General features: G+C 39.0%; 16 protein-coding genes. 5 read left to right on the top strand and 11 right to left on the bottom strand.

Annotation, left to right across the window (positions count from 1 at the left end; translation table 11 throughout):
• The first annotated feature begins 63 nt into the window (after window positions 1-63).
• The 3 genes from FXW07_RS14065 (at window position 64) to FXW07_RS14055 (ending at window position 3,203) form a co-directional block, all read left to right on the top strand.
• On the top strand, window positions 64-213 hold the full coding sequence (locus FXW07_RS14065) for a 50S ribosomal protein L40e (RefSeq protein WP_011305703.1): 150 nt from the start codon (window positions 64-66) through the stop codon (window positions 211-213).
• A 6-nt stretch (window positions 214-219) separates the two neighbouring features.
• Window positions 220-963 carry a geranylgeranylglyceryl/heptaprenylglyceryl phosphate synthase gene (locus tag FXW07_RS14060; protein ID WP_048122980.1) on the top strand — a complete coding sequence of 248 codons (744 nt, stop codon included), beginning with the start codon at window positions 220-222 and terminating at the stop codon, window positions 961-963.
• Between the two features lie 485 nt (window positions 964-1,448).
• On the top strand, window positions 1,449-3,203 hold the full coding sequence (locus tag FXW07_RS14055) for an ABC transporter ATP-binding protein (RefSeq protein ID WP_229395972.1): 1,755 nt from the start codon (window positions 1,449-1,451) through the stop codon (window positions 3,201-3,203).
• Here the strand turns inward: FXW07_RS14055 and FXW07_RS14050 are convergent.
• The 4 genes from FXW07_RS14050 to FXW07_RS14035 form a co-directional block, all read right to left on the bottom strand.
• Window positions 3,196-3,420 carry a hypothetical protein gene (locus FXW07_RS14050; RefSeq protein ID WP_229395971.1) on the bottom strand — a complete coding sequence of 75 codons (225 nt, stop codon included), beginning with the start codon at window positions 3,418-3,420 and terminating at the stop codon, window positions 3,196-3,198. The genes FXW07_RS14055 and FXW07_RS14050 overlap by 8 nt on opposite strands.
• 17 nt (window positions 3,421-3,437) lie before the next feature.
• The gene (locus FXW07_RS14045; protein ID WP_229395970.1) at window positions 3,438-3,641 is read right to left on the bottom strand and encodes a hypothetical protein; all 204 of its coding nucleotides are present in this window, start codon (window positions 3,639-3,641) and stop codon (window positions 3,438-3,440) included.
• 36 nt (window positions 3,642-3,677) lie between these two features.
• The gene (locus tag FXW07_RS14040; RefSeq protein ID WP_346655665.1) at window positions 3,678-4,403 is read right to left on the bottom strand and encodes a flavodoxin family protein; all 726 of its coding nucleotides are present in this window, start codon (window positions 4,401-4,403) and stop codon (window positions 3,678-3,680) included.
• Between the two features lie 278 nt (window positions 4,404-4,681).
• A complete protein-coding gene (locus tag FXW07_RS14035) occupies window positions 4,682-5,239 on the bottom strand; it encodes a flavin reductase family protein (protein WP_229395968.1) in 558 nt (185 codons plus the stop codon).
• A gap of 897 nt (window positions 5,240-6,136) precedes the next feature.
• Here FXW07_RS14035 and FXW07_RS14030 point away from each other — a divergent pair.
• Window positions 6,137-7,459: an ATP-binding protein gene (locus tag FXW07_RS14030; protein WP_229396014.1), complete on the top strand. Its 1,323-nt coding sequence runs from the start codon at window positions 6,137-6,139 to the stop codon at window positions 7,457-7,459.
• Window positions 7,460-7,661: 202 nt separating this feature from the next.
• Here the strand turns inward: FXW07_RS14030 and FXW07_RS14025 are convergent, their stop codons facing one another.
• From FXW07_RS14025 to FXW07_RS14005, 5 genes are all read right to left on the bottom strand, one after another.
• Entirely contained in the window at window positions 7,662-8,918 is a 1,257-nt protein-coding gene (locus FXW07_RS14025; RefSeq protein ID WP_229395967.1) for a COG1361 S-layer family protein, read from the bottom strand.
• Window positions 8,919-8,991: 73 nt separating this feature from the next.
• Complete coding sequence (locus tag FXW07_RS14020; RefSeq protein ID WP_276573352.1) at window positions 8,992-9,858, bottom strand: ABC transporter ATP-binding protein; 867 nt, start codon at window positions 9,856-9,858, stop codon at window positions 8,992-8,994.
• A gap of 279 nt (window positions 9,859-10,137) precedes the next feature.
• Entirely contained in the window at window positions 10,138-11,352 is a 1,215-nt protein-coding gene (locus tag FXW07_RS14015; RefSeq protein ID WP_229395966.1) for an ABC transporter permease, read from the bottom strand.
• Between the two features lie 42 nt (window positions 11,353-11,394).
• Window positions 11,395-12,636, bottom strand: coding sequence for a COG1361 S-layer family protein (locus FXW07_RS14010; protein ID WP_229395965.1), 1,242 nt, complete (start codon window positions 12,634-12,636; stop codon window positions 11,395-11,397).
• Window positions 12,637-12,648: 12 nt separating this feature from the next.
• Window positions 12,649-13,356 carry an ABC transporter ATP-binding protein gene (locus tag FXW07_RS14005; RefSeq protein ID WP_229395964.1) on the bottom strand — a complete coding sequence of 236 codons (708 nt, stop codon included), beginning with the start codon at window positions 13,354-13,356 and terminating at the stop codon, window positions 12,649-12,651.
• Between the two features lie 2,338 nt (window positions 13,357-15,694).
• On the opposite strand from FXW07_RS14005, the gene FXW07_RS14000 reads away from it, so the two are divergent.
• Window positions 15,695-15,871, top strand: a complete 177-nt coding sequence (locus tag FXW07_RS14000) for a hypothetical protein (protein ID WP_229395963.1) — start codon at window positions 15,695-15,697, stop codon at window positions 15,869-15,871.
• Window positions 15,872-17,128: 1,257 nt separating this feature from the next.
• Here the strand turns inward: FXW07_RS14000 and FXW07_RS13995 are convergent.
• Together FXW07_RS13995 and FXW07_RS13990 are read right to left on the bottom strand one after the other, a co-directional pair.
• Window positions 17,129-17,962, bottom strand: coding sequence for an ABC transporter permease (locus FXW07_RS13995; RefSeq protein WP_048122962.1), 834 nt, complete (start codon window positions 17,960-17,962; stop codon window positions 17,129-17,131).
• Window positions 17,959-18,948 (bottom strand): ATP-binding cassette domain-containing protein, encoded by a 990-nt coding sequence (locus FXW07_RS13990; RefSeq protein WP_229395962.1) that lies wholly within the window; start codon window positions 18,946-18,948, stop codon window positions 17,959-17,961. The genes FXW07_RS13995 and FXW07_RS13990 overlap by 4 nt, the downstream gene beginning before the upstream one ends.
• Between the last annotated feature and the right edge of the window lie 505 nt (window positions 18,949-19,453).

Genomic DNA, 19,453 nt, shown 5'->3' with positions numbered 1-19,453 from the left:
TTAACATCCATTAAGCGGGCTATATACCTTATCAATATTGAAAAATAATAGCAGGTGACAAAAATGGGTCGTTTTCCAGAAGCAGAAGAAAGATTATTAAATAAAAAAATTTGCATGCGATGCAATGCAAGGAATGCAATAAGGGCAACCCGCTGCAGAAAATGCGGCTACAGTGCTCTTCGGGTAAAATCCAAGGAATCCAAGGGAGCATGATCTTTTTTGCAGGTGGAAGCACACCTTCAGAAAATCATTGATCAGGAAGGAAAAGTTCATCTTACCCTTATCGATCCCGCTTCCCAAACACCTGAACGAGCCGCTGAAATCGCCCTTGCAGCAGTCAAGGGGGGCACTGATGCCATCATGATAGGGGGCTCAACCGGAGCGTCGGGAACCCTGCTTGATGAAACCGTCATAAAGATAAAAGAAAAGGTAGATGTCCCAACCATTCTTTTCCCTGGAAGTTCAGCCGGACTTAGCAGGTATGCAGATGCCGTATTTTTCATGAGTCTTCTGAACTCGAGAGATCTAGGGTATGTGATCACAAACCAGGTTCTGGGAGCTCCGCTTGTATACCAGAGTCAGATAGAACCTATCTCCATGGCATACCTTATAGTTGAACCCGGAGGGACTGTTGGTTGGGTAGGGGACGCAAAACTGATCCCCAGAAAGAAACCTGAACTTGCCGCAGTATATGCCCTTGCAGGTAAATACCTCGGCATGCATTATACCTACCTTGAAGCCGGGTCAGGAGCTGACAAGCCTATCAACCCTGAGATGATAGGAGCTGTCAAGCAAGTTCTAGGGGAAAACAAACTCATTGTTGGCGGTGGGATTAGAGACGCAGAGGCTGCAAAACTCTGTGCATTGGCAGGTGCGGATATGATAGTTACCGGCACCGTTCTTGAAGAAGTAAGGGATGTTACTGTAAAAGTGGCTGAGCTTGTATCAGCAATAAAAAGATGAACCCTTAAAAAATGATTCAGGATATGCTGCCTGCTTTTAAGTATAATAGAACTTATTTAAGACTTATTTAAAACTTATTTAAGATTATTAAACTATATATATGATTATTAGATCTTATCTAAGATTATTTAAGACTTATGTAGTTCTACTACTCTTCTAAATTACTTCTTTTTTCAGGGTACTTTTCTCCGGAGCGCAGGTTTTAGCTCTAAGGTTTTAGCTCTAAATTGATGTGTGGTATGTCTCAGAAAGTTTTGAGTTTTCCTAATTAGTTTTTAAGACTGTTCGTGTTAAATTACAGCAGCCGATTGTAATAAATAGTTATAAGGTAATATTTGACTCCTATTTTAGTATAAATTATACTGGCGCAAAAGCATCCGAAAATTGCAGTGATAAAGATAAGTTATCACGCGCAATTGGCAGAATTGCAGAATATATTTCGGGTCAGGCATTAACTTACACGATTAACACTAAAAGGTATGATTATGCTCAGAGTTTCCAACCTGGTTAAAGATTATGAGGTACGTTCCGAAAAGATAAGAGTGCTGGACCATATCGACTTCACGGTGGAGGATGGAGAAATCCTTGGGATAACAGGTCGAAGCGGAAGCGGAAAGTCGACATTGTTGCGCATCTTCCGGGGAGTTGAGCCCTTTCAGGAGGGAACTGTGGAAGTAGATGGAGAAATTATAACGCCTGCTTCAGGAATTGAAGGGGAAAAATTTCTGAAGAGCGTAAGCGCAATACACCTACAGCGAAACTTCGGGCTCTGGAACGGGCCTGCGATTGAAAATGTTATAAGAAAGCTGAACTACCTCCGAGTGGGGTATGAATCTCTTCCACGGAATGAATATCTCCCGCATAGTGTAGATACTGATTACGACGAGCTGTTTAAAGAAGCAATGGAGTATCTAAAACTGGTGGGCCTGGAGGAGAAGGCGCTTCATTCCACCAATCTCCTGAGCGGAGGGGAAAAACAGAGAGTTGTAATGGCAAGGCAGCTTGCCGCAAAGCCGAGACTCCTTCTTCTCGATGAACCTGTTACAATGACCGGGCCGGATACAAAACAGGAAGTTCTTGATGTAATAAAGAGCCTGAAAAAGAAGTTGAACATCCCAATTATAGTAGTTTCTCACCTTCCGGAAATTCACGCTTATCTTGCCGACAGGTTGATTTTCCTTGAAAACGGGAAAATTGCAGCCGAAGGAGAACCTTCTCTGGTACTTAAAAATTTCCTCAGGGATATGAAGCCAAAGGAAAAGCTTGTGGAACCTGAGAAGAAAGAGGTCTGTATTAAAGTTAAGGACATTTCAAAACGCTATTCCATCATCAGGATGGGAGAAGTCCTGAATATCAAAGATTTTTCTCTCGATGTTTACAGAGGGGAAATTCTGGCTTTTATCGGGTCATCGGGAGCTGGAAAAACAACCCTTATGAAACTCATGGAAGGGCTTGTAAAGCAAAAGAGTGGAACCGTCGAATATCTCTGCAATGAAGAATGGGTAGATGTCACCAGGTATAGCGAAAAACGCATGGAACTCCGCAGGATCATGAGTATTATGAACCAGGAATTCTCTATGTCTGTGAATTCCACTGTAAGGGAACAGATTCGGTTCAGGTTAAGCATGAAAAAGCAAGGTGCAATTGAACACGCAAGGGGCAAAGCAAGGGAAATAGGGCTGTCGGATGAGACCCTTGATACTATATACCGCCTGCCTGACATGCCAGAAGAAGAGAAAGAAAACGCTCTGCGGGAACTCAATCTGAATGACACAATCTATTTTGACCTCTTCCCGACGATCCCGATAACTGATGTTGATGCCTATGCAAGGCCGGTATTCGAAGCCCTTGATCTGCCAATGGAAATTCTTGACAAAACTCCTTACCAGATCAGCGGGGGCGAGCATGTCAGGGCTTTCATTGCCTTAAGCCTTGCAACCTCTCCCGAATATCTTATGCTTGATGAACCCTTTGGAGACCTTGACCCTGTAACTCTCAGGGATGTCACAAACTCTTTAAAAAGAATCAACGAACGCTTTGGCACGACCATTGTGCTTGTAAGCCATCACATGGACTTTGTTCGGGAAGTTGCCCATAGGGCTATATTGATTGATAACGGAGCCCTTGCAATGGATGGAGATCCGGCAGAAGTCTGTCAGGAACTGATCAACAGGAGCAATGCCCCTTACATGGAACACAGCCTGGAAGACCTTGTGGAAGGCGGTTTGGAGACTAAGTAATAAATAGCCAGAAAGAACAGCCAGAAGGCTTTTTTAGCAACCGTTGACCCGCAACCGTTGACCTGCAACCGTTGACCCGCAACCGTTGCGCCGGTTGATCACGCCGATAGGGTTTGGGGATAAGTTCATCAAACCCAAATATTGGCTCATGGTTTTCGGTCAAGCCTTTTTTGAAAAGGGTTGTGATCACGCCGATAGGGTTTGGGGATAAGTTCATCAAACCCAAATATTGGCTCATGGTTTTCGGTCAAGCTTTTTTTGAAAAGGGTTGTGATCACGCCGATAGGGTTTGGGGATAAGTTCATCAAACCCAAATATTGGCTCGTGGTTTTCGGTCAAGCCTTTTTTGAAAAGGGTTGCGGTTAAGCCTTTTTTTAAAAGGGTTGTGGGCAAGCTTTTTTTGAAAAGGCTTGTTTTTAATCCACTTTTAGTATCCATAGGTCTGCAATTTCTTCATGTCTTTGCAAGCACTGTTCAGTCAACCTTATTTTCTTCGCACAGCCGGTCCCATTCTTCGTTTCCGAAGTTTATGTACAGGCTTTCAGGTACAATTGATTTTTCGAGTTCTGTTGTGGTTTTTTCTGAGAGTGTTTGGTTCTCTACAAGTTCTCTTCCTGCGTATCTGAGGGCTTTTTTATACTTTCCCAGGAGAGGTTTTAGCATGATATTGTTTTTGCCCCTGAAGATTTCTCCTTCTCCTCTGTAAATTTCAGCAACGAGTTCAGTGTGAAACGTTCTTGCAAGCCGCTTGAAGAAAAGGCTTTCAACCTCAAAGTTAGTCTGGCCCGGCAACCCGGCGTTTGATATCACGGCGAGTTTTGGAAGTTTTTCATAGCGTTTTGCGTGCCTGTACTCTCCCATTTCGTCTTCTTCAAAATGAGGCACAAGCACAGGAGTAAGTCTATCTATAAAGTTTTTCATAACAGCCGGAATATTATCGAAATACACGGGACATGCGAATACTGCAATATCTGAAGCTACAAATTTGGGAAGCAGATCATCCATATCGTCCCTGATTGTGCAACTTCCAGGGGTTTTGAGCCAGCACTCGAATTTTCCCCTGCAATATCCAATTCTCTTTTCGATCAGGAAAATGTTTTCGGTTTCTGCCCCGGCTTCTTCTGCTCCTTTCAGGAATTCCTCTACCATAATTAGAGTGTTTCCTTCCCTGCCCTTATGGCTCCCGCTGAATACTGTTATTTTTATGTGTAATCCCCCTTTCCCATTGAATAAAGAACATCTGAGCTGAAAAACCTTTGAGCTGAAAAGAATATTTCCAATAGCCTTTCCGATAAAAGGCTAATTATACAGTTATTAGGCTAATTGTGCAGTTATTGGGTTAATTATCCCGTAATTGGGTTAATTATCCCGTTATTAAGCTAATTATACAGTTATGCGTTTTTATTTATTTCCTTCCGGTCACGCTTGCAATAAGATTTATTTTCCTTTCTCTCGTCTTGGAGTTTTACTACAGCGTATCATCTATCGTTTTCAGCTTTTTTTTCGTTACAGCCTTCAGCAAAATTTTTCCCGATGGACCAGGCCTTGCCCAGGTGCTCACCTATTCCCCAGTAATTATTATCATACATGGAAAAAACTATAGGCTTGATCTTCTCGATATCCGGAATTTCATTACAGAGATATTTTTCCTCTGCATAACTTTCAACAATCTCCCCTATGAAAACCTCACTTGCGCCTCTGAGATCCAGAATGTCTATAAGCCTGCACTCGAGATTTACAGGGCATTCCCGGATCATTGGGGCTTTTTCAAGTTTTCCGTAGAAGGTTTCGAAAATTTCGGATTTATCCGTTTTTTTCCCAGAGACTATGCCGCAGTAGTCCGTAACTTCCACCATGTCCTGAGAAGGAATATTTACACTGAAGCACTGGTTTTCCCTTATTCCTTCATTTGTATGGTGAATTTTCCCAAGGGTCACCGCGATCATGGGAGGGCTTGCTTGTACGACTCCGCAAAAAGCCACTGTCAGGTAATTCGGCTTTCCATTTACACGAGCCCCTACGAGGGTAGTGGGCATAGGGTAAAGAAAATTTCTGGCTCCAATAGCCCTTTTCTCTCCAATCTCCGTATTTTAGTCCTCCTCAAAGCTGCGCAGATAAATCTTTTAGCACCGGCTTAAATTAATAGTATGAATTCTGCCGGAAAAATTAAATTAAAAATCCTATCTTTATTTATTTCCAAGATACATAATTAGTATTCCGGTTTTAATTAATATATTAATTAAGGTATAATTCTTCCGAGAAATAAATTCCCAGTATAAGTTTGAATGAAAGAATTATGAAAGGAGAGTCTCCACCCTTGATGCCGTAACTCTATCTAAAACTTCACATAAGTCGAGCTTCAATCTTCAGCCGCAGTAGGGAAATACAGAATACGTTTGCGAATAGTTGTGAGTAGTTGCGAATAATTGCGAGTAGTTAAAATTAAAACGTATTTCTTCGGTTTTCATTTTTTCAGATTTCGTTTTTCTGGCTCCATTTTGTATGATCTCATTTTTTCTGGTTCCATTTTTCTGGTTCCATTTTTCTGGTTCCATTTTTTTCAGGTTCCATTTTTTTCTGGTCCCATTTTGTATGATCCCATGTTGTCCGATGCCATTTTGTAAGGTTTCCGGAATCTCAGTAAATACTAATTCCCGAATATACGATAAATTGCTTTTAAAAGAACAGTATAAACGCGGATTCTTATATATGCTAGCAATATACTTATAAAAAATGAAGAGTATGTATAAGTATCATAAGTTTAGAAAGAGGATTGTGTTGCCCTGAATTATTTAACTGATTTAAAGCGCTTAAGTTGCCTGAAATTGCTGAACATTAAAATTTGCCTCTTTAGACTCTATCTCATACCCTATTCAAGCCCAGTTGCATAATGTTGAAACGCAATTAGAATATGGAGGGGAAAGATTTTGAGGATGAATATTGCTGAAGACTCCGGACCTTCTTTAAAAGTTCCGCAGAGTCACCAGATCTCTGCCGTGTATGAAGATACCGAAGGATTGATAGAATTATTTGTTACCTATTTTAAGGAAGGACTTGAAGGGGGAGAATATTGCTTATGGTTTTCCCCGGATAAAATGGCCGCTGAAGGGGCAAAAAATGAACTTATGAAGGCAGGAGTGAATGTTGAGTATTATCTCGCTTCCTCTCAGCTAGAATTTCTGCCGGCTAATCCGCTCCCGGAAGATCTTATTCTTCTTGCTTCAGCAGTAAAAGAACTCGCAGAAAAAGGATATCTAAAAACTCTTTCTGGAGGATTTTCAGGGTTTAGAACAAATTTAGAGATTAAAAACGCTGGAAATTCTATTAAGCCCTGTCTTGAGACGTGTGGAAAGGCCGTTGAAACAATGGCTTTGGAAAAGAATAAAAGCATCACACTTCTCTATACCATTCCTCTTGACGAACTTTCAGGTAGAGTCCTGCTCGAATTAATGGAGGAAAGCAACTTTTTTGCCAAAAGAAAAGGGAAATTGGAGAGTTTGAAAAGTCTGAACGAAAACATAGAGCTGAATAATAATTTTCTCAAAGAAAAAAAAGATACAGAAGTTTCAAACTGGGCCAAAAGTGGGCTGATAGTTAATATGAACCATGAGCTTCGGACTCCTCTTAATTCGGTAATAGGTTTCTCCGATTTGCTGCTGGAAGGAGCTTTTGGGTCCCTGAACACTAGGCAATCAAAATATGTAAGTAATATTCTCATAAGCGGGAAGAACCTTCTAGAAATTATCAGTAATCTACTCGATATATCAAGGCTCGAAGCCGGGGAAAATAACCTTAATTATGAAGATGTGGATATTGCCAGCCTTTTAGGAGAGGTCAGAATGAGTCTCCTCTCATTTGCCTCAAGTAAGAAAGTCAGTGTAGAAGTAAAGGTTGATGCTTCTCTTGAGAACATCCGGGCAGACAGGACAAAGCTGAGACAGATCCTGTACAGTCTAATGAATAACGCTATAAAACTCACTCCTGAAAAGAAAAAGGTTACCGTAAGCGCCCTCAAAAAAGGAGAGATGCTCGAGATTAAAGTTTCTGATAGCGGAATAGGGTTATCAAAGGAGGATCATGAAAGGATGCTTATGCCTTTTATTCAGACAGATTCTTCCACAACTAGGGGATACGGTGGAACTGGACTTGGCCTCTATATTGCTAAAAACTTCGTAGATCTTCATGGAGGAAAAATCTGGGTGGAATCAAAGGGAGAAAAAGGCAGCACGTTTATCTTTACTCTTCCAATAAAATAGTAAAGGCATACCTTGAAAAGAGAGTGGCTAAAACCAGGACTTATAATCGTTTGCACACTTTATCCGGATAGAACCAAAAAGGTCGATTGCAGCCTGAAACTGCCCTGTATGTTTCAGGAGATCTATCTGAGCTGCACCACCTTCCGCTCTTTTTTAAAATATTAAACATTAATTTCCCGGAAGTTTTTGTTTCTCTAAATGTTCATTTTCTGTTCTGTTTCTTCTTTCTGTAAACTAGCATACCTGCAATGGCAATGACAACAAGTAGTAAGCCTGGAACAAGTATCCCCGAACTCCCACCCTGAATTTCATCAATATACTGAATATACATATTGCTGACTATATTTTCATGCTTATTTATTCCGTTGCCGTAATTTGCGGAAAGTGTTAGATTTATAGGCTCGTAGGAGTCCCTTCTGGCATTAGATACATTGTCTGTTACTGCATTAAATTCGATCGTAAAAAGCTCGTCCTGATTCATTGGTCCTATGAAATACTCAGCAGGGTAAAATTTAATGCCTTCAGCTTCAGGTTTTATGCTTACCGAGCTAAACTCATTCGGGTGTGTATTGGCTACATCAAATTCAAGAGTAGATTCACCATTTACTATCTGGAGCTCTTTTGAGGGAATTACCTTGACATTTGAAGAATCAACCTTGAGAGGAATATTCTTTCTGCTGTTGTAATCGAAGGAGTTCCCTTCTATTGCAAGTTCAAGGTTATGAGTTCCTTCCGGGGTATCTTCTGCAACTTTAACATTGAAAGTCAGTTTGATACTATCTCCAGGCCCCAGGATACCCATATCTTCATAAGGAGCGTCAAGAACGATTATCCCCTCAGATAATGGTCTCAAAACCGCAGCCTGAATTCGGGCATTGGTATCAAAGTCACTTCCGTCAATAGTAATAGTAGGATTACTTGCAGTGTTTGTAAGAGTTACCGTGACAGTACCCCTGTCTCCCGGCATGAAAACTTCTGGGTCCGAAGTAACTTCCTTAAGTTCAACTGTACCTTTGCTGTTAAATGTCTCAGTGCCTATTCGTATGTCAAAGCTTTTTTCACTCCAGGGGCTGTCTTTGCCTGTTTTTGTTCTGATATCAATGGAACGGATTCCTTTCTGCGCATTTTTGTCTACAAAAAGGTAAAACTCCTTCGTAGCGGTCCTGCCAGGATTGAGAACCCCCACATTCCGCAGGGCATTTGCTTCTGAATCAAGAGAAAAAGGATATTGAGGTACAACTTCGATGTCGACATTGTCAGCTTTATCTCCTCCTATGTTTTCCACCTGAACAGTCAGATTCAGATACTCTCCTATTTTTGCAGGATAGGGATTTGTTTCGACTATTGTAACTTTCAGATTGGCCCCCCTGACAGATGCAGAGGCGGGGGCTACAAAAAAAGAGGAAACTAAAAGCAAAGACAATACAAGAGGGACAAGTAAACTTTTGATTTTTATCATTCTAATTCCACACCCCGATTAGCTTGAGTTTGGAGATATAACACCCTATATTATTCCGTAATAACACCCTATATTATTCCGTATTTTGAATTATTCCATCCTTTACGAGCACTATCCTGTTTGCATATCCTGCAATTTCCGGATCATGAGTAATCATTACAATTGTTCTTCCATCTTCGTTGAGTTTTCTAAATATATTTAGAATTTCACAGCCTGTTTTCGAGTCCAGATTTCCAGTGGGCTCATCTGCAAGGAGGATCGCAGGGTCATTGATAAGAGCTCTGGCGATAGCAACTCTCTGGGATTGACCACCTGAAAGTTCACCTGGCTTGTGGTGCATTCGATCCTCAAGACCCACGAGTTTAAGTAATTCCTTTGCTCTTTCATGAGTATCGATTCCACTTCTTGTGTTAGCATAGGTGGGAAGCTCAACATTTTCAAGAGCTGTAAGCCTGGGGATCAGGTTGAATGTTTGAAAAACAAAACCTATTTCTAACCCTCTGAGCCTGGCAACTTCCTTGTCAGATAGTTTATTGATATCCAGGCCTTTAATTATGATTGTTCCTTCTGTAGGCCTATCAAGAAAACCTATAAGATTCATAAGTGTGCTCTTACCTGAGCCAGAGGGTCCCATTATGGCAAGAAATTCTCCCTCCCGAACTTTAAGGTTGATATCACGAAGAACTGGAACTTCCAGATCTCCAAGGATATAGCTCTTTTTGATATCAATAACTTGAATGATGGGAGACGCTGTCTTATGTGTTTCGTCACTTTGTAGATATCTCGAACGGCCCAATTTACATTTAAACGATTCTTCATTTGAATTAACGAGGCCTTCTCGAGAGGGCAGTTCTACCTCAAGTGTGGAATTTGCGGTTTCTGTCGCCAAGATTAAATTCCCGGGAACAGAATCGTCTTTAATCGAAATCTTTGTTTTCATATCTACCCCTTTGTTTTTCAAATATGCAAATTAATTTTTATATATTCTTTATTTCCTAAAATATAGTCTATTCTAATTTTTATGTTTTAAATATTAACAGTAGAGTGATTTTGCACTGCGCTAAATTTGTTAAGTGGATCCGTGGAGCTACTCTTTATGAAGGTATTTTGAAACTATTTTTATCCCATCAATATCTAATTGAACTGATCACGAAGAAAGGATTGAAAAAGAAAAAGGGCTATTCTCCAGGCAGAGTAGCCCTATTAAAGGGACAGATTCTTATTCATATCTTAAAGCATCAACAGGATTCATGCGTGCAGCTTTTCTTGCAGGATAAAGACCAGCAGTTATCCCAACAAGAACCGAGACTGCAATCCCTATTTCGATCAATGCTAAGGGGAAAACAGGAGGAAGCTTAAGGGTAATTTCAAGAGCATAAGCTCCCAGGCCACCGATTACAGTACCTACGAGCCCCCCAAAGGAACTGACCATTACAGATTCCAGCAAGAAAAGTGATAGAATATTAGAATTGCTATAGCCTACGGATTTCATTATCCCGATTTCTCTGGTTCTTTCAGTTACGGTTACAAGCATAATATTCATAATTCCTATCGAGCCCACAAATAGAGATATTAGAGCAAGAACGAGCAGGAAAGAACTCAAAGCGTCTCCTATTTTTCCAGTTTGCTCAAGAACTTCCTCCTGATTAAAGACGTAATAGGGTTTTAAATCCTCCTCATCAATATCTCTTTCCGGGACTCCGAAGTTCCTGGCTAATCTGCTATCCACGTCATCTGAAATATCACGAATTTTCTCAGGACTGTCTGCCATCGCAAGGAAAGCTCCATAGTCTTTTTCCCCGATCATTTCATTCATTGTAGAAACGGGAATGAAAACTGTCAAATCATAGTCGCTGTCCTCACTCACAACAGTTGGCTTGGAATTTTTCAATATTCCTTTTACCTTAAAACTCTTCGTCACAACCGTACCGTTTTCCTGTCGAAAAGCGATCTCTACAGTGCTCCGGTGGGAAATATTCTTACTGAACTCATCATTTGCAATGTCATATCCAAGGACAGCCGCAGCACTATCTTTGTCCGTCAGGAAAGTACCCTCTTCCATTTGAAGTCCCTGAATTTCCTGAAAATCTTTGTTAACTCCTGCAATATTCACATTTTTAGTTTCAGAAAGATATGTAAGATCCCCACTCATTGATTTTCTTGGAGATACCCCGGAAATTCCCGGCGTATTCTTCATTAGATTATACTCGTTATCAAAGAAGAGATTTGGCTGTTCGCTAGCTGCAATAATAAAATTAGAGCCTACAGAAGAGATCTCATCAGTAAAAAACTGGTTAAAACTGGCACCAAGAGATGCATTAACGACTACTGCAGCTATGCCAATTACTATCCCCAGTGTTGTAAGTGCAGACCTTAGCTTAGCACTACCTATACTTCCAACGGCTATACGAGCTGCCTGTGTAAGTTTTATCATATTTTCCCCCACAAATATGATGTCAGCTAACCTTTTCTTTAATTATTGTTTCCTTCTTCTGTAGAACAAGAAAGCTGCAGGAACAGAGATTATAATAAGTCCACCTGCCAGTACGGCTGTTGAATTAGACTCAGGTGACTCTGAAGTATCTATAAATTTCAGGTCTCCTACCGTATTTGCATGTCTGTTGATTCCGTTGTTGTAGTTTGCGGTAAGGTTCATGTCTATCTCTCCTTCCTTACTGGCACCCCACGAATCGTCTGCAACGGCATTAAATTCAATCGTAAAAAGTTCGTCCGGATTCATTGGCCCTATGAAATATTCTACAGGGTAAAAGGTGATGCCCTCTGCTTCAGGTTTTATACTTACCGAGCTAAACTCGTTCGGATGAGTGTTCGCTACGTCGAACTCAATTGTAGATTCACCATTTGTCAGTTGAAGTTCTTTTGAAGGAATCACTCTTATGTTTGCAGAATCGACCTTGAGAGGAATATTCTTTCTGCTGTTGTAATCGAAGGAGTTTCCCTCTATTGCAAGTTCAAAGTTGTGAGTTCCTTCCGGAGCGTCTTCTGCAACTTTAACATTGAAAGTCAATTTGATGCTATCTCCGGGCCCCAGAAGACCCATATCTCCGTAAGGAGCATCAAGGACGATTATCCCATCGGATAAAGGTCTTAAAACTGCAGCCTGAATCCTGGCATTGGTATCAAAGTCACTCCCACCAATAGTAACAGTAGGATTACTTGCAGTGTTCTTAAGAGTTACCGTGACAGTACCCCTGTCTCCGGGCATGAAAACCTCGGGATCCGAGACAAATTCTTTAAGTTCAACTGTACCTTTACTGTTAAATGTCTCAGTGCCTATTCGTATGTCAAAGCTTTTTTCACTCCAGGGACTGTTTTTACCTGTTTTTGTTCTGATGTCAATGGAGCGGACCCCTTTCTGCGCATTTTTGTCTACAAAAAGGTAAAATTCCTTTGTAGCAGTTCTGCCAGGATTGAGGACTCCAACATTCTGCAGGGCATTTGCCTCTGAATCAAGAGAGAAAGGATATTGAGGTACCACTTCGATATCAACGTTGTCAGCTTTGTCCCCTCCTATGTTTTCTACCTGAACGGTTAAAGTCAGGTATTCTCCTATTTTTGCAGGATAGGGGTTTGTTTCGACTATTGTAACTTTCAGATTGGCTCCTCCAACAGCTGCAGAGGCAGGAACTGCAAAAAGCAAGGAAATCAAAAGCAAAGGAAAAAGAATTGTTACAGTAAGCTTCTTAATCATTTCCATATACTTTCACCTTCAATTGTATTGAATTATTTCATCTTTTACCAGGATGACTCTGTTAGCATATTTTGCAATTTCGGGGTCGTGTGTGACGATTACTACTGTTCTGCCTTCGTTATTCAAACCCTTAAATATACGAAGGACTTCGACCCCTGTTCTGAGGTAAAGATTTCCAGTAGGTTCATCCGGAAGACGGATTGCAGGATCGTTAATATGCGGTGCAATTGAAACCCACTGGGACTGCTCTCCTGAAAGTTCTCCTGGTCTGTGATGCATGTGGTTATGAATTCCTATAACTTCATAAAGTTCCCTTGCACGCCTTGTTGGATCAATATTAATTCTTGAATTAGCAAAGGTTGGGAGCAAAACATTCTCCAGGGCAGTCAGGTACGGAACAAGATTAAAAGTCTGAAATACAAAATCAACTTCAAGCTCCTTCAGGTGGGCAAGCTCCTGATCTGGCATTCTATTGAGGTCATGATCCTTTACAAGAGCTTGACCTGCAGTAGGCCTGTCAAGGTAATAATCTATAAGGTTCACAAGAGTACTTTTTCCTGTACCTGATGAGCCCATTACAGCCAGAAATTTTCTTCTCTCCGTTTTGAGATTGACGTATGAGAGCACGGGAATTTCCAGACTCCCAAGTACATAACTTTCCCTGACATTGGAAACGTCGACAATCGGGAATCCATCCTCAGGTAAACTATTTTTGATAATATTCATATCCCCCTTCCCCAAAGTTACTGAAATGTGATGAATGGATTACATTGAATAATTTCAACGTTTTTACTCATTATGTAAAACAGTCCATTTTAACTTATGCTTTCTTAATTTTCGCCTAAAGAGCCAATTTGAAGGTATGTAGCTGCTGATTTCTGTCTTTGAAAACAAGAGATTAAAACTATATTTTCAAACTAAAAGTTTGATATATTATTTTGGACATTTTGATGAAATTTTTCAGTATAGAGCGCTGTTCTTTTCTAAAAATTTCTGTAACCGGAATCCACCAAAATAGAAGCAGTGAAAACAGATAGCTGTAACTATTTAATGAGATTAGAGACCTTTCTTAAAAAATTTATAGTCTTTTTCCGGTATTTGTTCTAATTAATTTATACTGCTTTTATATTACATCTTTTCTAAAAAGACGATGGCAGAATTCAGATGGTTGCACCAGACATTTTAGAGAATTTCTTCTTTGGACCGGCGAAGACAATTTAATATTTAGATCTAAGTGGTAGTAAATTTTAAACTTCTAAACATTATATAAGTTAAAAAAACATATACATGTATGTAAAATATTTACTCTAATCATTTTAGAAGTATTATTTATAAGGAGATGATTTTCTATTGAGTTTATATAATTTAGTATATATAGCTATATACAGTCACTGTTAGCTAAAATTTTAAACGGTAGATCCTGAACTAAGAGGAAATCCGCCCCATGAATCTTATTAAGTGGCTGACAGTAGCCGTGTGATTTGGAGGTTTGATAGACAAAAATTATATCAAAATTGAACAGCGGTTGCAAATAAAATTGCTATCTACAGTATGCAAGTATCGATTTCGAAAATACAAACTATGGAGGGAATAACCATGACATTACCAGTAATTGTCTTTGGATTCAGCCTTGGCCAGTTCTTTACATTTACAAACGACATTGGCTTCTTTTTCCAGTTCTGTTAAATGAGTTTCTAAAGCAGAAATAGAAGAGGTCTCTGCAGAGAACGACAACGATATTCTATGTCCAGACTGCAGAAGCCTGGGTATAACGGGGGATAAACAATCAGAAAAATATTGGAGGAAATGATATTATGACTTTCAGCATTTTCTATTCAAATATCTGCTATTCCTATGTGGCCGAATGTTTCAAATTCTTCTACTGCGACTAAGCAGGGCGACTACGCAGGAATGCTGATTAAGCTGTAAATTAGGCGGTTTCTGCAGGGAATGGCCATAAGGGCTTATATTCCCTATCGCAGAAAACCAGGGTATAACGGGAGATGAACAATCAAGAAAAATTGGAGGAACTGATATTATGACCTTTAGCATTTTCTATTCAAATATCTGCTATTCCTATGTGGCCGAATGCTTCAAATTCTTCTACTGCGACTAAGTAGGAATGCTAATTAAGCTGTAAATCAGGCGGTTTCTGCAGGGAATGACCATAAAGTCTTATATTTCCCGATCGCAGAAAGCCAGGGTATAACGGGAAATAAACAAACTAACTGATATATTGGGGGAAGTTCAATTATGACCTTCAGCATTTTCTATTCAAAGGTTTCCTATACATATATAGCTGAATGCTTTAAATTCTTCTACTGTGATTAAGCAATAATGCTGATTAAGAGATAATACTAACATATGAAGTTGCCTGTTTTTCAGGTAACTTCTTCTTTACAAAAGAAACGCAATATTACCACTTTTTTACTTCTTTTTTATTTTCCTAATATTCATTCTTTCGAAGGTTTCTACCGTTTCAAACATACTTTTTGAAATATGAGATAAGAAACAGTCTATAATTTAAAATTGTTTTTAAAAAGCCGAAAATCCAAAAAGTATAATCTTTTTTGAACACTGTGACTTCCCCTAAACGGGCATTCACCTCCGGGAAGTTGAAATGGAAATCAAAGAAACGAGATGTTTGGGAATCCTATTCAATTATTGCAGCAAAAGATTCTATCTCTAAATACTAAAAGACTATTATTTGTAAGGAGTTTTCGTTCTTCACATTATATATAAATTTGAAGTATACTTTGGTATTGATATTCTTTAGTAATTTATTATTGGAAATATTGGTTTTCAGTATACTCAATTTTGATAGTATTAGTTAATATATATTGATATATGGCCCAGCTATCAAACATAATATCCTTTAAATCCCTAAATGTTTTAGCTGGAAATCTTCAAGATTGTTTATACTTACCTGTAGTTCCAAAAGTAAATTCTGGGAGTATAGCTTGGGAATATGATATAATATGGATGTCTAAGGGGGTTTGGCGAAAACACATCTATCTGGAGTGGTCCGTGAACCAAGTTAAATTGGCAGAAGATACTCAATTAATTGAAGGAAGATGAATTGAAAAGAGATAGTTTTGAAAGTAAAGAAGTGGAGGGACTTATAATGTCAATGTTTTATTTGAGTTATACTAAAATTACCATTTTTCTAGAGATTATAAGGTTTAAGATGATGTACTTTAGCGGTCAGGGCTTTGGTAGCTTTGGAAGGTTCTCCAGGTGAAGTAGATCTCAGTGTTTATTAATCAGTTACCATTCTAAATGATCTCAATACAGGTTTAGACTACGTGCTTATGCATGCTTGTTACCTGTATCATTTTTTTCTTAGCAAAAGTGACTGGATTCAGGTTTTTTATAGAGAAACTACTCAATTGTTGATCGAACAGCCATAAGAGTTCAGCCGAATAAATCTTTGCATCTCAGCTCTATTCTTGTACTTAAGAACCCGATAAGGAGGTAATTTAGGGGTATATATAACAAAAAGGCAAAAAATTAAAATTTTTAAAAAGAATTTCTTTTAGTTTTTTAATATGAAAGAGGTTTAAATATTTATAATTAAAAAGATTTCAAACTTTTTATTAAAAATTGGATTTTACTATTTTTGGAAAGGGCACTCCGGTAAAAGTTCTTCTTGCAGATCTTGTTTTGTAATTACGTAAAGCCGAAACGAGTGAAATATCAAGACTCAGTACGGACAGTTTAGCCGGAATTAAAGCCTTTGGAGATACCGATGGTCATTACGGAACTCGGATTAGGAATCCCATTTTAATAATAAGGCGTGAAGTCCCCTTCCTCGACATTTTCTGACTGTCGTCAGGAAATGACAGGCGGAATATGAAAGCCGTCGGCTCCCCATCCATCTCTCATTATTGACTCTATAAACTCATTCCTTTTTTGAACACTGTTATAGAGTTCATCCCATAACTTGAAATTTGCTTCTTGGGCCTTATATTTCTAATATTCAATCAAACACAAGATAATGAAAATATCTTTGAAACCCCTCGACGATTAAGAATAAAATATCTTTGGGATAGGCTCATATATTGTTGTATTATCACCCAAAGCTGATACGAGAACCAAGCTAGGTGGTGAGCATATAAGATACACACCACTCTTAGGGTCAGAGGTAGAGTTACGGAAAAGGTAGAAACCTACTTTGCAGCTTGAACGATACCAATGTAGATGAAGTGATCAGAGGTAGAACCACAAAAAAGGTGGAAACCGACATCATTAACTCAAGTATACCATGTTTATCACATTCTGTCACCTGCGAAGCGCAGGGAAGTGCTTGTGTGACTTGTAGGCATGTTGGAGAATGAACCAGGGAAGCCCCCATCTTAAAACTCTGAGCTTTGAGATGAGTTTAGGAGGGGTAGTTCACTTTGAATAAGTATAAAACTTGCCTGTTAAAAAAATCTGACTAGCTCTTTTTACTAACTCTCTGGAAAATCTAAAAAATAAAATAAGTAAATTGGGAATATTATATATCTACTTTATTAAACCTCCACATAGCAGCAGATAACATTATAAGGGCAAAGAAAATGAGGCCCAGGAAAGACACGACTATATCAACTGGTGTATATATATAGTGATTTCCCATCACAGAGAAATTGGTTCCCAAAGCAAAATAACGAATTCCGCCTGCTAGAAGGGTCAGCGGGTTAAACATTGATAGAACCTTGAGGATAGTAGGAAATCCGTCAATAGGATAAAGGGCGTTACTGACGAAGAAAATGGGCATACTAACCAGGGTGAGAATAGACTGCATTCCCTCCGGATTTTCAACGGTAATTGCAATTGAACCTGACAGGAAAAGGAAGCCAAGAGTAAAAATCGCTACCAGTAACATAATACCTACTATTGCGATAAAAGTTTCAATAAGTGTATATCCCTTAAAGAACTCCATTCCTACAAGTTTTCCGAACCCTATTATTATAAAAGTTTGAAAGAGGGCTTTAGTCACACCGGAAAGGCCAACACCGAGAATAATATGGGACCTGGGAACTGGACTTGCAAGAGTTTCCCTCAAAAGGCTAAATTTTTTGTCAAACATAAGGGTAGTGCCTCCAAACAAACTGCTGAACAGCACATCCATTGCAATTATTCCTGCACCCATGTAGGTAATATATTTGACTACGGGAACTCCGGGTTCATTTGGAACAAGTGAAGTTAGTTTGTCAAAACTATCTGACATAGCAAGCCCAAAAAATGCCAGCCACATCACAGGCTGGATCATTGAAGTGACGAGTACTGATTTATATCTGAAGTATTTCAGCATCTCTCTCCAGTATATAGCACGAAATTCGAAGCTCATTTAGAAATCCCCACCATTTCTATTCCTTGCTGTTTTTCGTCTTCGTCGCCTTCTCTTAACCCGTGTCCGGTGTAATGAACAAAAACATCATCCATTGACGGTTTTTTGATATTCACGATTATAATGTCTATCCCCTCTCTCCGAATTTCATCCATAATTTGAGGAAGCACATGAGTAACATCCTCCCTTATCATAATTCTCAGGGATTTTGTATCTTCTGTTATACTTTTAACTGACTCAAGCGACTTTAAAACCTCTGCAGCAGCCTTATTATCACTTGTTTCCAGGTAAATAAGGTCTTTACCAAGTTTATTCTTTAACTCATCAGAGGTTCCGGTTACGATTATTTCCCCATGGTCAATTATGCTTATCCTGTCGCTCAACTGATCGGCTTCTTCCATATAGTGCGTTGTCAGGAATATAGTAGTGCCCTCTCTCTTAATCTCTCTAAGGTATTCCCACATTCTCATCCTCGTCTGGATATCGAAACCTATCGTCGGCTCATCAAGGAAAAGAACCGCAGGTTTTGTCATTAACCCTCTTGCAAGCTCAAGCCTTCGCTTCATTCCACCGCTCAAATCTTTCCCCAAAGTGTCCTTTTTACTTTCCAGATCTGTCAGCTTTAAAAGTTCTTCGATTCGTTTATTTCTTTCTTTTTTTTTCATCGAATAGATTCTACCATGATATTCCAGATTCTCGGACACTGTCATTTCATGATCGAGGCAAAGCATCTGAAAAACAATACCTATTGACCTTCTTACGGAGTTTGGTTCCTTTGCGACATCATATCCGTTAACTCTGGCTTCGCCTTTCTGAAGTTTCCTGAGTGTCGTAAGAATATTAATCACAGTACTTTTGCCTGCTCCATTTGGACCAAGGAATGAGAAAATCTCCCCCTGTTTTACAGTAAAACTGATATTGTTAACAGCTTTTACAGAACCGTATGAATGCTCAAGATTATTTACTTCTATGACATTATCGTCCATACGTGAATCAACCCCTTCCCTCTACCGTATTGGATCACTCTTGTCATTTATATTAGATCCCAACGTAAGACCCCTATTAAATGGGTATAAATTTAGTAAGTAGTTTTCTGAAACTATTGAGTTTGAATAAATATCTTAATAGTTTACACAAGTAGTTATGTTTCAGATGGTTTATATAAATAGGAAATAGAGTTTCTAAACTAATCTCTGAAACGCTGCTTGTTTTTTGTCTATAAGTTTCTAAGATGCCTGATAAATTCCCCGGTTAAATCTTATTTATTGAAGTGTGACCCTTATAATTTTCCGTTTTTGTTTTCTACTAAAAAATTCTTTCTTTATTACGTTATATATAAATAATAAAAGTACTTTAAAAAAAGATATCTTTATATTATGGAATCTGCTTTGAAACAAGAGTTAATTAAGCTAACAGTTAGACTTCTATTTTAAAATAACAATGGATCTATGTTCAGTAATACTGAACAATTATGGTTCTAGCTTACATATT

It is taken from the genome of Methanosarcina sp. DH1, from assembly GCF_020804205.1.
Taxonomy (GTDB): Archaea; Halobacteriota; Methanosarcinia; order Methanosarcinales; family Methanosarcinaceae; genus Methanosarcina; species Methanosarcina vacuolata.
Note: the sequence above shows the minus strand (reverse complement) of the source record. Positions and strands in the feature narration are given on the sequence as shown.

Excerpts from the sequence above, each read along its gene's own strand:
- FXW07_RS14065 (WP_011305703.1), top strand. The coding sequence starts at position 64 with ATGGGTCGTTTTCCAGAAGCAGAAGAAAGATTATTAAATAAAAAAATT.
- FXW07_RS14055 (WP_229395972.1), top strand. The coding sequence starts at position 1,449 with ATGCTCAGAGTTTCCAACCTGGTTAAAGATTATGAGGTACGTTCCGAA.
- FXW07_RS14050 (WP_229395971.1), bottom strand. The coding sequence starts at position 3,420 with ATGAACTTATCCCCAAACCCTATCGGCGTGATCACAACCCTTTTCAAA.
- FXW07_RS14045 (WP_229395970.1), bottom strand. The coding sequence starts at position 3,641 with ATGGATACTAAAAGTGGATTAAAAACAAGCCTTTTCAAAAAAAGCTTG.
- FXW07_RS14035 (WP_229395968.1), bottom strand. The coding sequence starts at position 5,239 with ATGCCCACTACCCTCGTAGGGGCTCGTGTAAATGGAAAGCCGAATTAC.
- FXW07_RS14030 (WP_229396014.1), top strand. The coding sequence starts at position 6,137 with ATGAATATTGCTGAAGACTCCGGACCTTCTTTAAAAGTTCCGCAGAGT.
- FXW07_RS14025 (WP_229395967.1), bottom strand. The coding sequence starts at position 8,918 with ATGATAAAAATCAAAAGTTTACTTGTCCCTCTTGTATTGTCTTTGCTT.
- FXW07_RS14020 (WP_276573352.1), bottom strand. The coding sequence starts at position 9,858 with ATGAAAACAAAGATTTCGATTAAAGACGATTCTGTTCCCGGGAATTTA.
- FXW07_RS14015 (WP_229395966.1), bottom strand. The coding sequence starts at position 11,352 with ATGATAAAACTTACACAGGCAGCTCGTATAGCCGTTGGAAGTATAGGT.
- FXW07_RS14010 (WP_229395965.1), bottom strand. The coding sequence starts at position 12,636 with ATGGAAATGATTAAGAAGCTTACTGTAACAATTCTTTTTCCTTTGCTT.
- FXW07_RS14005 (WP_229395964.1), bottom strand. The coding sequence starts at position 13,356 with ATGAATATTATCAAAAATAGTTTACCTGAGGATGGATTCCCGATTGTC.
- FXW07_RS13995 (WP_048122962.1), bottom strand. The coding sequence starts at position 17,962 with ATGAGCTTCGAATTTCGTGCTATATACTGGAGAGAGATGCTGAAATAC.
- FXW07_RS13990 (WP_229395962.1), bottom strand. The coding sequence starts at position 18,948 with ATGGACGATAATGTCATAGAAGTAAATAATCTTGAGCATTCATACGGT.